General features: G+C 42.7%; 13 protein-coding genes. 5 read left to right on the forward strand and 8 right to left on the reverse strand.

The window, feature by feature from the left end:
* The first annotated feature begins 1 nt into the window (after nucleotide 1).
* Both glgD and AC058W_RS08410 read left to right on the forward strand, forming a co-directional pair.
* Nucleotides 2-1,117 (forward strand): glucose-1-phosphate adenylyltransferase subunit GlgD, encoded by a 1,116-nt coding sequence (gene glgD / locus AC058W_RS08405; protein WP_117677590.1) that lies wholly within the window; start codon nucleotides 2-4, stop codon nucleotides 1,115-1,117.
* Nucleotides 1,118-1,892: 775 nt separating this feature from the next.
* The gene (locus tag AC058W_RS08410; protein ID WP_117846139.1) at nucleotides 1,893-2,486 is read left to right on the forward strand and encodes a 50S ribosomal protein L25; all 594 of its coding nucleotides are present in this window, start codon (nucleotides 1,893-1,895) and stop codon (nucleotides 2,484-2,486) included.
* An 85-nt stretch (nucleotides 2,487-2,571) separates the two neighbouring features.
* Here AC058W_RS08410 and AC058W_RS08415 read toward each other — a convergent pair whose 3' ends face one another.
* Nucleotides 2,572-2,928, reverse strand: a complete 357-nt coding sequence (locus AC058W_RS08415) for a hypothetical protein (protein WP_118609919.1) — start codon at nucleotides 2,926-2,928, stop codon at nucleotides 2,572-2,574.
* Between AC058W_RS08415 and AC058W_RS08420 the strand changes: the two genes are divergently transcribed.
* Nucleotides 2,918-3,130: a large conductance mechanosensitive channel protein MscL gene (locus AC058W_RS08420; protein ID WP_117846140.1), complete on the forward strand. Its 213-nt coding sequence runs from the start codon at nucleotides 2,918-2,920 to the stop codon at nucleotides 3,128-3,130. The genes AC058W_RS08415 and AC058W_RS08420 overlap by 11 nt on opposite strands.
* Here the strand turns inward: AC058W_RS08420 and AC058W_RS08425 are convergent.
* The 7 genes from AC058W_RS08425 to AC058W_RS08455 form a co-directional block, all read right to left on the reverse strand.
* The gene (locus AC058W_RS08425) at nucleotides 3,079-4,782 is read right to left on the reverse strand and encodes a PucR family transcriptional regulator (RefSeq protein ID WP_479389966.1); all 1,704 of its coding nucleotides are present in this window, start codon (nucleotides 4,780-4,782) and stop codon (nucleotides 3,079-3,081) included. The genes AC058W_RS08420 and AC058W_RS08425 overlap by 52 nt on opposite strands.
* Before the next feature lie 129 nt (nucleotides 4,783-4,911).
* Nucleotides 4,912-5,547, reverse strand: a complete 636-nt coding sequence (locus AC058W_RS08430; RefSeq protein ID WP_117677594.1) for a cobalamin B12-binding domain-containing protein — start codon at nucleotides 5,545-5,547, stop codon at nucleotides 4,912-4,914.
* Nucleotides 5,548-5,950: 403 nt separating this feature from the next.
* Nucleotides 5,951-6,490, reverse strand: coding sequence for a DUF2284 domain-containing protein (locus tag AC058W_RS08435; RefSeq protein ID WP_118591191.1), 540 nt, complete (start codon nucleotides 6,488-6,490; stop codon nucleotides 5,951-5,953).
* A complete protein-coding gene (locus tag AC058W_RS08440) occupies nucleotides 6,484-8,250 on the reverse strand; it encodes an ASKHA domain-containing protein (protein WP_479389967.1) in 1,767 nt (588 codons plus the stop codon). The genes AC058W_RS08435 and AC058W_RS08440 overlap by 7 nt, the downstream gene beginning before the upstream one ends.
* Before the next feature lie 252 nt (nucleotides 8,251-8,502).
* Nucleotides 8,503-9,141, reverse strand: coding sequence for a corrinoid protein (locus tag AC058W_RS08445; RefSeq protein ID WP_117676001.1), 639 nt, complete (start codon nucleotides 9,139-9,141; stop codon nucleotides 8,503-8,505).
* A gap of 67 nt (nucleotides 9,142-9,208) precedes the next feature.
* Nucleotides 9,209-10,024: a methyltetrahydrofolate cobalamin methyltransferase gene (locus AC058W_RS08450; RefSeq protein WP_117675999.1), complete on the reverse strand. Its 816-nt coding sequence runs from the start codon at nucleotides 10,022-10,024 to the stop codon at nucleotides 9,209-9,211.
* Between the two features lie 126 nt (nucleotides 10,025-10,150).
* Nucleotides 10,151-11,185 carry a uroporphyrinogen decarboxylase family protein gene (locus AC058W_RS08455; RefSeq protein ID WP_117675997.1) on the reverse strand — a complete coding sequence of 345 codons (1,035 nt, stop codon included), beginning with the start codon at nucleotides 11,183-11,185 and terminating at the stop codon, nucleotides 10,151-10,153.
* Nucleotides 11,186-11,648: 463 nt separating this feature from the next.
* On the opposite strand from AC058W_RS08455, the gene AC058W_RS08460 reads away from it, so the two are divergent.
* Together AC058W_RS08460 and AC058W_RS08465 are read left to right on the forward strand one after the other, a co-directional pair.
* Complete coding sequence (locus AC058W_RS08460; RefSeq protein ID WP_118630575.1) at nucleotides 11,649-12,560, forward strand: serine hydrolase; 912 nt, start codon at nucleotides 11,649-11,651, stop codon at nucleotides 12,558-12,560.
* 220 nt (nucleotides 12,561-12,780) lie between these two features.
* The gene (locus AC058W_RS08465; protein WP_243118123.1) at nucleotides 12,781-13,761 is read left to right on the forward strand and encodes an SH3 domain-containing protein; all 981 of its coding nucleotides are present in this window, start codon (nucleotides 12,781-12,783) and stop codon (nucleotides 13,759-13,761) included.
* Nucleotides 13,762-13,810 lie beyond the last annotated feature (49 nt).

Raw genomic sequence — 13,810 nt, forward strand, 5'->3', positions numbered from 1 at the left:
TATGTATAAGGCATTTGGAATCGTAAAATCTTCCGGGAGAAATATTTATGTAGATGGTATGCAGGATTATCGCCCGATCGGCGCGTTTTCCTTCCTTGGCAGATACAGAGTCATTGACTTCCCTATCTCCAACATGACTAACAGCAATATTGACTGTATCCAGGTTTATATCAATAACAAACCTCGTTCCGTTGTAGAACACGTTGGAACAGGACGTCATTACAACATCAACTCCAAGAGCGGTAAGCTTCAGCTTCTCTTCTCAGAGCATAATAATGACAATGATATTTACAATACAGATATCTCCTGCTACCTGGAAAACATGGAATCTCTGAGCAGAATGTCTCATCCATATGTTGTTATCGCTCCTAGCTATATGGTTTATTCTATTGATTTTGACCAGTTTATACATACACATATTGACTCCGGTGCAGATGTTACTCTGCTTTATCATTCTGTTGATAATGCAAAAGAAGCATATCTTACCTGTAATGTTCTGAATCTGAACCGTCAGAAAGGTGTTGAAGCCATCGGACCTAACCATGGTAATAAGAAGAACCAGAACATTTACATGGATACCTGCGTTATGAAAACAGAGCTTTTCATCAGCCTGGTTAGAGAAGCTAAGAAGCTTTCCTCCATGTATACTCTGGCAGATATCCTGAACGATAAATGCGAAACTCTTGATATCCGTGGCGTAGCACATAAGGGATTCTTTGCAAGTATCACAGACTTCCCAAGCTACTATGCAGCAAACATGGATCTTCTTGACTACAAAGCAGCTCAGGAACTGTTCCATGAGAACTGGCCAATTTATACCCGTACGAACGACTCCTGCCCGACTCAGTATTTCGATACAGCAGAAGTTAAGAATTCCGTAATCTCCAACGGCTGCCAGATCGAGGGTACTGTTGAGAATTCCGTAATCGGACGTGGATGTGTCATCAAGAAAGGTGCTGTTGTCAGAAACAGTGTTGTTCTTGCTGAGGTTACTGTAGGTGAAGACGTTCACGTAGAGAATGAAGTAGTAGATAAATGGGCGAAACTGATCCATAAGAAAGAAATCATTTCCCCGGCTGATCAGCCTGGTTACATTAAGAGAAACGATACTCTGTAATTTTTATAATTAAGTAATGCAAACCCCCGGTACACTTATTACGGTGTATCGGGGGTTTTGTTTATTGGTACATTATGTTCCTTTTTTGTATTAACATATGATATACTTGACATGTTGTCACATCCCCACACCGGCAACAGGAGGGAGGTGTTTCTTATGACCATATTGTTTCATATCTTTATTAGATATCTTATTCCTTTTATTTCTTCTGTTTTAGCTGGCATCATTAGTACTTACATATATAATAAGCTGACAGAACATAAGCGTGACAACAAGGAATAAGCGGAAACTCAACCGTAAATAGAGTGAATCCCCAGAAGCTGGCACTTCTGGGGATTCTTTGTTTGTGTTCTTATGACAATATTATTTCTTCTTATCCTTTATAATTATAACATATACTATTTTCAAAATCAACATGCACCTTCCACGTTCTTTAGCATTCTTTAGCATTACTTTTCAGGCGGTGTTACTGTTCACACGCTACTATTCCGCAAGGTGTTTTGGCATGAATATACCAAACCTCGAAGCATGCAAGTTTTGTTAAATATATACAATCTCTTTTCTGATACTTGTTAAGAATTCACAAACTCTTCACATTTCAGGTCTTGCATTTCTATTATTGTGCGTTATAATACAGTTGTAACAAAGATAAGAAACAAGCAAACAACTGAATACTTAAAAATACTTAACACCACCTGAAGCATTGCAGAAATGCTCCTGAATCAAGATAGTGTCAAGCGTGTCACCTCAGCTGTAATAATGGAGGAAAAGTCAAATGAATACTTTAAAAGCTGAAAAAAGAACAATGGACACAAAGGCCAAAAGATTAAGAAGAGAAGGTTACGTTACAGGTAACGTATTTGGCAGAGAGATGGAAGGTTCCATGCCTGTCAAAATGGAGAAATCCGCAGTAGAGAAACTTCTCAAAACAAGCAACAAAGGTAGCCAGATTATGCTGGATGTAGATGGTCAGTCTTATGATGTACTGATCAAAGAGATCCAGTTCAATCCGTTAAAAGGACAGGTGGATGAAATAGATTTCCAGGCACTGGTAAGCAACGAGAAAGTACATTCCGTAGCCGAGATCGTACTTGTAAACCATGATAAACTCGCAGCTGGTGTATTACAGCAGCATCTGGAAGAGATTTCCTTCCGCGCTCTCCCATCCGCACTGGTTGACAAAGTTATGGTTGATGTCGGCGATATGAAAGTCGGCGATGTAATCAAAGTAAAAGACCTCGACATTGCCAAAGATAAAGATGTAGACTTAAAGACAGACCTTGAAGCCGCAGTCGTATCCGTAGCCGCAGTTCATGTAGATCCGGCTCTGGAAGCTGAAGAGGAAGCTGCTGAAGAAGAAGCTAAATAAATTTTAAAAATTTTTATTTCATTAAAACAGCGAAGCGAATTTTTATATCCGCTCCGCTGTTTTTCATTTTTGCCCCTAACATCATTTATATTTTAGGCTGTACAACATTTCCATGCACAACGCTTCCCTGATCCTTTCCTTTTCTCATTCCTCTGACTACCTGCACATTTCCAAGGATCAGATAATCCATTTCTCTCTTGGAAATCTTTGCAAAGTTTTTCTTAGAAACAAAATAGAAAGTAACGCCCATAAGCACCCACACGATCAGTGCTGCAAAAGACTGTGGTGCCATAAATGCCGGAGACCCTGGTACGATCAGAAGGAGCAGGATCATAACAGAAATAATACATCCTCCCAATGCCACTGCCGGATGAATTCGGTTTGTATCCGTAGCATCCTCTTTCATTTCTTCAGTAGTTAACTTCATCATTATGGCATTCATCCTGTTCTGCCTGCTGAAGGCAGTGAACAAAGTAACATCTTTCGGTGCCAAAAAAGAAGAGCCAGCCGCTCCGACTACTAAGAAATGTCCTTTCTGCATGAGCAAAATCGACATTAAAGCTACACGCTGTCCACACTGCGAAGATTTTTATTATTCCTTCTCTTCTTCCTGCTCCAGCAGTCTGAACGATAGTTCCAGGTAAAAAATCTCCTCCGGATCATCCAGATCTGACTGAAGGATTTCTCTGATTCTGTCGAGTCGGTAGAGAAATGTACTTCTATGTATAAACAACTCACGCGCAGCCTGTGTCGCGCTTAAATGCTGTTCAAGATATACTCTCAAAGTCTCCATATACTGCGTCTGATTTTCCTCATCATGTTTCTTTAATTCCAACAATCCCTCATGACAAATCATAGTTCCCGGCAGTCTCTTGGTCGCCTGCTCCAGAATATATGTCATTGCCACCTGGCTGAAATAATGAATCCACAGATACGGTTTCTTACGGCTTCCGACATCCAGCGCTGTTTTCGCCTGTACATACTGTCTGCGCAGGTTCATGTGTCCCGTCATTACTCTGCTGTACCCGGCTTTCAGATAAGTATCTCTGATAAAATACACAAGCTTCCCGGCTACCTCTTCCTGATTCATTCCCAACCTCGTAAGGTCAAAAAACACCACGATCTCATCCTGATAAAGAAAACTTACGGAATCCCCGAGTTTCTTCTTAATATATCTGCTGATTGCCTTCGTAGAAAGATTCTGCTGGTTCAGATATGTAATCTGCAAAATCAGACACATATATTCATGATTTCCTCCCCATCCCAATTCGCTGAGTTCCCTGCTGATCTGCATATAATCCGCTGTTCTGTCCGATAAAACACGCACAAATATCTGTTCTATATCCCGGTCCGGATCTGTCTCCTCTTCTTCATGTGCAAGCAGGAATTCCAATTTCTCTGATAAAATATCCAGCACGCAGATAACTCCCTGCGTAATTTCCACTCTGCATTCCGTCAAAATCAGCCTGTGAGTTGCCTTCTCATCCACAAATAAATTTCGATTCATAGAACGACATCCACTGATATAAGCCGGAAACATCACCGTTTCATGCGTATCTGCCATCTCACGATAAGTTTCATTCTGAAGAAGTGCATTTACATATTCTACATTCAGTCCCTCATCTGTATATAAACGAGCCCGCGGCGGCAGATATTTGCTTCCGGCCTCTGCAACGAAAGTAAAATCCAGTCCGATTACAGTCAGCGGATTCTGCAGAAATTCAGATGTCACCTGTAAAAGCCGCTCCATTCCCACATGCTCCAGCATCAGGTCATGGATTTTCCTTTCCCATCCATCCGCAGTATCAAAAATCTCCTGCATATCATTCATAAATTCCGCAATTTCTTCCAGATTCTCAAGTGCCACCTGAATATAAGGGATGTTTCCAAAATCTGAGTCATCGCAGCTGCTCACAGCTACCTCAACCTCATTTCGGTTTATATCTGTTTCAAAACTTTCAGGAGCTCCAGCCTCAACTTCAGTTCCTGTTCCAATTCCGGTTCCAGCTCCAACGATCATATTATCATTTTGCTTTTCTGAATCCGATTTTTTACAAAAAATCCAGAAAATGTCTTTCATTACCGGCACTACACGTTCCCATTCTTCATCATCACGCACCTGAATCACATATACATGCCCACTGCGGAATCTATCTTCTTTCTTCCTGTCATCTCTGTTAATTCCACAACGCAAAAAAGGGCGCAGATACCCATCATTACCGGACAAATTTCCCTTTTTCAGAATTTCATATTTCTCTTTTATCTTTTCATATAAATAAACAGATGACAACCGCAAGTCCCGTTCCTCCCGTCACATAATTCATAAGCTGATTCTGATATGGCTCACGCTAATTAGCAACCTTCTTCATTCTGGCTGTTATTCAGATTCTTTCATTGGCTCTTCTTTACCACTAATTCACACGCATTATACAATAAACGTCTTGGCAACTTCCACAGCCTCAATGCAATTTTCTGTATACGCATCTGCCCCCATATCTTTCGCCAGCTGTTTTGTCACTGCACCACCGCCAACCATAATCTTAAATTTATGCTTACTGCTGCTTCGCTTCAGCGACTTCACCACCTGCTCCATCTCCGGAATAGAAGTGCTAAGAAGAGAGGAAATACAAACGATCGACACATCCGGATTCTGTTTCACAGCACGTAGAAACTGCTTCTCCGAAATATCCACGCCAAGGTCGATAACCTTAAATCCCGCACTGCGGAACATAACTGCAACCAGATTCTTACCCACATCATGAAGATCTCCCTCCACAGTTCCCAGAATCACAGTTCCAATATTTCTTCTGCCAAACTGTGTATCCTGCTCCTCCAACAGCTCAAATCCTTTACGCACGCTCCGGGCCGCCGCCAGAATCCTGATAATATCCGCACCATTAGATTTATAATTCTCTCCCACTGTTCTCATCGCAGGAGTCATTGCTTCTTCCACAATCCGCGCGGAAGAAATATGCTGCTTCAATGCTTCTCTCACCAGCTTCTCCGTATCCCCCGGATGTCCGTCTTCAATTGCTTTTTGTAACTGCTCAAGTACTGTCATATCATCAAGCCCGCCCTTAACCATTCTTCTACAAAAAAATCCCCCGCCTTACGGCGAAGGACTTTTACTTTCATCACTGCTTTTTCAATGTATTTATTTTATCATAGCACCAGATTATTTACAACGAAAAATACCGGCATTTTATATTCTGTTCTCATTCTCGGTTACTGTTCGCTCCGTTCTCAGTAACTCATTCTCTCTGATTCATGCTGGATAAATTTTCATCTACAAGTCGAAGGAATGAGGCGTAGCGATGGCTACGCCGATTGACGACAACGCAGTAGATGGGAATTTATACAAATGAAGCAGGTTGCTAATTAGCGTGAGCCATACTAGTACATCCAGCAGTCATCAACACATTTTATGAAAAAGCTGAATTCTCTTATATAAACAGAAATACTATCTACTCTAATAAATAACAGCTCGTATAAGCAATCGTACAGTCTCCATAATAATACTTCAACCCATTTGCCTGACAGACCTGAGTCACCAACATTCCGTAAGCCTCCATCGAAGAAAAAGCCTGCTTCGGAAATCTGCACGGAGCATCGGGATAAGTACAGACCTTACATTTCGTACAACACCCTGCGCCAATTGCAAGCATATCCGGATAAATCTCTCTCAGTTTCTTCTCAAACTCCACAAAATACTCCTTATGTCTGGCCTCCGTCTCCATCATGCTCTCTCCATCAAGGGCATCTTCCAATTCCCCCACTGTCTGAACAATGATTCCATACTTATAATTTCGAACTCTCTTTTCACACTCCTCAAGAGAGCCACACCCTGGCGGGCAGCTCCAGCACTTATTATATTTATGACATGTATCTGAAGCACACATCTGCCGCACCTCCGGCTTCAGCTCAATCGTATCACAATCCAATAACACCACATGTGAAAATCCCTGCTCCATTCCCATCTGTTCTAACTTCTTTATATCTAACATTTCGGTTCCTCCTCTCTCTCAGGAAACCCCAGTTCATCAATAAAACAATCCTGAAATTCCGGTGAAGCCGCCAGTTCCACGAACTCAATCTTCCTCACCAGTTCGTCCATATCCAGCATTTCCATCTCATTCACAAGAGCAATCTTCGCACCTTCCCCCGCGGCATTTCCGACCGGCTTCACTTTTTTAACCAACGATGCTGGCAGCAAACCAATCTTCCCGGCACTCACCGGATTCATATAATTGCCAAAAGCACCCGCAATATATACCGTCTGGATTTCCTTTTCCGTAATCTCCAGCCGCTCCATAAGCATCTGAATCCCCGCCGCAATAGCAGCCTTCGCAAGCTGAACCTCTCCGATGTCCTTCTGTGTAAGATAAACACCCTTTTCATTCCCTGCCTCATTTGGCGGCACAAGCATAAATGCACTACGGTTCTCCTGTCCACTGTTCAGCACACCATTCTCATCCAGCAATCCCGCATCCAGAAGCCCGGCAACCAGATCAATAAGTCCCGAACCACACAACCCGGCTGCTGGTTTACTTCCCACAGTTGTATAACTCCATTCTCCATTCTCAAACCTTACATGATCCACAGCCCCTTTCGCTCCACGCATTCCACATTCAATCTTAGCCCCTTCAAAAGCCGGACCAGCCGCGGTAGAACAAGTCACCAGTCTCTCCCTATTCCCAAGAACCATCTCACCATTCGTACCAATATCAATCATCAGCGAAATTTCCTCTTTCAGATCCTGCCGCACTGCCAGCAGACATCCACAGGTATCCGCCCCCACATATCCGGCAATATCCGGCAATAAAATCAACTCCGCCCGTTTCTGAACATTCAGGCCATAATCCCCGGCATCTGACACAAGCCTTTCACTCACCGCCGGTGTATAAGGCGCATGCACCAGCGAAGCCGGAGAAATCCCAAGAAATAAATGATGCATACAGGTATTTCCCACAACACAAATCTGGAAAATATCACTCCTGCCAATCCCTGCCTTCTCAGCCAGGCTTCCAATCATCTCATTAACAACTTCCCGAATACACAGACTCAGCGCCTCTGTTCCATGCTCCAACGCATAATTCGCCCGCATAATCACATCCGCACCATACTGTGCCTGAGGATTCATCTTGCTCTCCACTGCCAGAGTCCTGCCATCTACACCATCCAGAAGATACCCCGCAATCGTAGTCGTCCCAATATCAAACGCCGCCAGACACCTCCTGCCAATTTCTTTTCTCAATTCTAATATCCGACGTCTGCTGTAAATCACATACCACGCATCCGACTCCCGACGCTTCTCATACAACTCCCCCGCCAGTTTCAGATCCACTTCTATCTCACCAGCCCGAACTTCACCATCCACACTCTCCAACTCATCCAACAATCTCTGCCAGTCCGACCTCTTCTCCCCAGGTTTCGCCTTCTCCAGCAAAACCCGCATCATCCGAAGTCCTGGTGCAAACACAACTTCTCTGTTAAAACCATCCGTCAGAATCTTCGCAGCCTCACTCCTATCCAATGTCTCCACCAGATATTCCTTCCCAGCTTCAGCTTTCACATCAACATTCAACTTCACCTGACAAGCTTTAATAATCTTCCCATTCAGCTTCACCAGACACTTACCGCACTTACCCTGTCCCCCACAAGGCGCATCCGGTCTTATTCCGGCCCGAATCTCCGCCTCCAGAACAGAACTGCCATCTTCCACCTCTATACATTTACCTTCTCTGACAAACCTCACCCAAGCCATAAAAAACCTCCTACGCCCAGTAACCAGCTCAGCAAAATATTTCATTTTAAGTGCATTTGCAGGGAACTTAGAATATCTTAGCTCCCGAAACCGCACTCAAAATGAAATATTTTGCTGAGCGTCCCTTCAAGTACAAGTACATTATATCACTAAAAACATCAAAGGGACCACCCCATCACAGAGCAGTCCCCCTTTTCATGTTATGCTTTTAACCCACTTATCCAGGATCTGTCTCAGACCCTCTCGATCAGCTTAAGCCGCAGCCAGCTTCTTAGCCAGTGATGCTGCGCTGGCCGCATCATCAGAATATCCGTCAGCCCCAATCTCTTCAGCAAACTCTTCAGTAATCGGCGCACCGCCAACCATAACCTTGATATTACCTCTGAAATCTGCTGCATTCAAAGCCTCAACCGTCTCTTTCAGTGCCGGCATTGTAGTTGTCAGCAGAGCAGAAAGCGCAATGATCTTAACATCCGGATTCTCCTTATAGCACTCGATAATCTTAGCTGCCGGAACATCAACACCCAGATCGATCACTTCAAAACCGGCACTCTCGATCATCATAGCAACCAGATTCTTACCAATATCATGAAGGTCACCGGAAACAGTAGCAATGATAACCTTACCAAGTGCACCTGTAGAACCAGATGCCAGATGTGGTTTCAGAACCTCAACACCTTTCTTCATCGCACGTGCTGCAACAAGCATCTCCGGAACAAAAATCTCACCATTTTTAAATTTATCACCAACAATAGACATTGCACTGATCATACCATCATTCAGAATCGCAACCGGATCATCACCCTCATCAATTGCTTCCTGAACAGCCGGTCCTACTAATTTCGCTTTTCCTTTTTCAACTAATTCCGCAACTTCATTTATTTTAGACATAATCAAAACCTCCCTGTTATCTTTCTCTAAAAACGTAACCATTTTTTGCTTCAGTTTTAATAAACTATCACTTCTTTACCGGTCCGATCAGACCTTCTCTGTACGCTCCGATATATTCCATGCAATAATCATCCAGTCCCAGTAAAGCCTCTGTCGCATAAACCAGTCCCAGCATATCTCTGTTGGTCGGATCCATAATTCCACTGTCCAGTCCTGCATTCATTGCCAGCACCAGGAAACCATAATTGATCAGTTTACGGACCGGCAGATTGAAAGAAATATTACTGATAGCAGCTGTGATATGAATGGTCGGATACTGTTCGCGTACACTTGTGATCGTCTCAATATTTGTAGCAATTCCATCCTCTGAAGTACAGAGCATTTCAACCAGCGGATCAATATGAATTCTGTTCGGCGCAATTCCATATTCTTTTGCTTTCGCCATAATCTTGTCAAAAACTTTCAGACGATCTGCTGCACATTTCGGAATTCCTGTATTATCACTAAGCAATGCAATTACCTGCCAGCCTTCATTTCCAGGCTCCGCCATAATCGGGAAAATCGTATCAATCTTATGTCCCTCTCCTGATACAGAGTTAAAAATTCCAGGTTTCTTACAGAATTTATATGCCTGTGCCAGAACATCCGGACTTGGACTGTCGATAGAAATCGGAAGATCTGTAACCTCCTGAATACAATCGATCATCCATTTCAGGGTTTCCACTTCCTCTGCCTCCGGAACAGAAGCACAACAGTCAATATATGTAGCTCCACTATCCGCCTGAAGTTTTGCTCTCGCTTTGATAAACTCTGCGTCCCTTTTCGCGATTGCTTCTGCTACTGACGGAATAGAACCATTAATTTTCTCACCAATAATAATCATTTTGCAAACACCTCCAGCTGTCTCTTTCAACTCTTGCCAGACTAAAAATCAGTCCATTTATTTAATAGTCCCCACCCGCTGCTTATTGCACCTCGCAATTGAAGCAGGGGGACTTGCTTGATTCAGTTAAAACATAATCTGCCATGGAAGTCTTGTAGACTCAGAAGCCTTAATACCAAACTTCTCTTCATTCAGCTTATCAATAGAATCGCAAAGGGATTTGTAAACTCCCGGATAAACAGAACCAGGACCACCCTGCGCAATACAAGGAATAAAGTATTTATTACCGCATTCCTCACATACACGACGTACAACTGCATCACAGTTCTCATCTGTCCAGCCTTCGAAGTCTACTGCGCGATTCTCAATACCGCCCATGAAACTGATCTTGCCACCATATTTCTTAATCAGTTCCGGAAGATTATTTGTCTCCATACATCCCTGCCATACATCAATTCCCATCTCGATCATAGACGGAACCAGTGTTGCAGCATAGCTGTCAGAATGATGGATAACCAGTTCAACTCCATGACTATGATAATATCCATAAATTTCTTTATATGGCTCAAGTAAAAATTCATCAAACATTGCCGGACTCATAAATGTGCTGTCCAGTCCACCCCAGTCATCATGATGGAAAATTGCATCTGGATGAAGATTAGAACAGATACCTTCTGCCAGCTCCAGCTCCCATTCTGTCAGATACTTGATCAGATCATGCATTTCATCCGGATTGGTAATATAGTAAACCAGCGCATTGCTGATCTCACAGAGATGATGCGTCTGCTCAAATAATCCCGGTGCTACGAAAGCTGCTTTAAAAGCCTGCTCACCATCAACTGCATCATACTGGGCTTTCACCATATCCCACTGATCCTGAGTAAATTTCAGAGACGGTGCATGAACATAATCTTGCCAGTCTTCGATATCCTTTACTACGATCTTATCAGGAGTATGTACAGGGAAAGAACCCGGAACTCCTTTCGGGAAAGTATTTGTTACGCCCCATGCATTTACCACGTTTTCCTGTCCCGGCTCAAGAAGCGGGTTAGCAAACATAAATGGATGAAACAGAAGCTGCACTGCTTCATACTGATTGACAAATCTGTCAGGATTACCACCTTTTATTACTTCAAGCATATTCTGTTTTGGTGTTAACATACGATCTACCTCCTCATATAATTCGGGAAACGCCCCCACATTTCCATATTTATTTAGTTAAATTGTCGCTCTTTATCTCGTTTTCGATGATTTTATTGTATCATTTGTATACTTCAAAATATATAAGCAGATATGCGGAATTTCCGCCTCTGTATTCCTACAATTTGTATGAATAATCTGTTTTTTAGCGTGTGAACAGTAATAAAAACTGTAATAATATCAGTTACTGTTCACACGCCACTATCCCGCGAGGTGTTTTGGCATGAGAATGCCAAAATCCCGAGACATACCGCGCGAATTTATGCGAATAGCATAAATTCTGTGCATCGCGAAGCGTGTTACTGAGAACGGAGTGAACAGTAACTAATATCGTTATTATCCACTCAATTATACTTGTAACTTCTCCCCATACACGCTATAATTTTAATATCTACAAATATTTATTTAACAGGCGGTGAACACAATGAATTTAAAAAAGCTTTTGCTTCCCCTGCTATCAGTGAGTCTCCTTGCAGCTCCTGTATCCACCGGCTACGCAGCAGAAACAAACGTAGCAGTAGCAGAAACGGAGCAGGGTACACTCTCCCCCTCTTCTGAAAATTCTGACAGCGTATTTGGCGGAACATCAGCTTCAGACGAGCCAGTCACAGACGAAGCACTTCAGACACTCTTAAATCAAATTCAGGAACAGCTCCCTGCAGATAACGGCAGCTGGTCTGTTTTTGTTTCTGATCTTATAAATGAAACAGAAGGAAGCATCAATGACCAGACTATGCAGGCAGCCAGCCTGATTAAGCTTTATATTATGGGAGCAATTTATGAAAATTATGACCAGATTATTGGACAATACGGCAAAGATTCCGTAGATTCTAATCTGCACTCCATGATCACAGTCAGCGATAACGATGCTGCCAATACATTGACAACCTATCTGGGTGGCGGGAACTCCAGCGCAGGTATGCAGGCTGTCAACAGTTTCTGTCAGGAACATGGTTATACCCAGACTCATATGGGACGTATGCTTCTGGCAAGCAACGATCAGGATGACAATTATACATCCGTAAATGACTGTGGACATTTTCTCATTGAAGTTTACAAAGAAGAAGAGTCCAGTTACGCCCATGCTTCTGATATGTATGCCCTGCTTAAAGCACAGACACGTCAGAACAAAATTCCAGCCATGCTTCCGAATGGAGTGAAGACGGCAAATAAAACAGGCGAACTTGATAATGTAGAGAATGATGCCGGAATTATCTACGATGCCGCAAACGATCTCGTTATCGTATTTATGTCACAGAATCTCTCCAGTGCCGGGAACGCCCAGAATACGATTGCATCACTGAGCAGAACTATCTATGACTACTACAATAACTAACGTCATAACTTAATATGTCAGATTTCAAGAGCAAAAGCTTTATTATTGAGATTTTTTATCTGTTCGAACAAATATGCAAACACATAGTGGTATAGAGTATAGAATCAACTTGTCGGTACAATAGTTATTTCAGCAACGATGTAATCAATCGGATATTCGCAATCCGCTTCCGCTACGTGGCTCTACACCATATGGTAATAACCAGAAGGAGGATCTACTTATGAAGAAAAGAAAAAATGTTATAATTCCTATGATGCTCGCAGCCGCAGTTGCCGCTGCGTCCATACCTTGTAGTTCTCAGGATGTTGAGGCATCCTCCAATACCTATGAAGTAAGTGTAAGTAAAGGTTATCTGGCTCTCCGCTCTTCCATGACATATGATTCTTCCAATGAAATCGGAGAACTATATTCCGGCGATCTGGTTGAAGTTACAGAATATACCAATGGCGACTATTGGTATGTTTATTCTCCGAAATATGACTGTTGGGGATATGTAAACAATGATTATCTGGTTTCCCTCTATTCCCAGTCAGGCGGCTACTCTTATTCTACTTCCTATACAGTTAGTGTAAGCAAAGGATACCTGGCTCTCCGCAATGCTAAAGCATACGATTCTTCTAACGAAATCGGGAAGTTATATTCCGGCGATACCGTATCTGTTTCTGACAGCAGTGATCCACAATATTGGTATGTCTACGCTCCGAAGCTGAACTGCTATGGATATGTAAATAAAGACTATTTATATTACAGTGGCGGCAGAGCAAGTACGCAGAGTGTTTCCCGTTATTATGGTGAATCAAGAACAGTAAGTGTTGCTACCGGTTATCTGGCTCTTCGCACCCAGAAAGCTTACGATTCCTCCAATGAAATCGGACAGTTATATTCCGGCGATACTGTTCAGCTACTGGATACCAGCGATTCCCAGTATTGGTATGTCTATGCTCCAAAATATGATATGAACGGTTATGTAAATAAGGATTATCTCATCGGTGGAACAGCATACACCACTAAAACTGTAAGTGTTGCCACAGGTTATCTGGCTCTTCGTAATGCCAAAGCATATGATTCTTCTAACGAAATCGGACAATTATATTCCGGTGACACCGTTCAGCTTATTGATTCAAGTGATGCACAATACTGGTATGTTTACTCTCCGAAACTTTATCTGTATGGATATGTAAACAAGGATTATCTGTATTAAAATACAACTATTTAACAACCTGCTATTCCGCAAGGTGTTTGGGTATAGA

Source organism: Blautia sp. CGZ-1-C1, assembly GCF_056504575.1.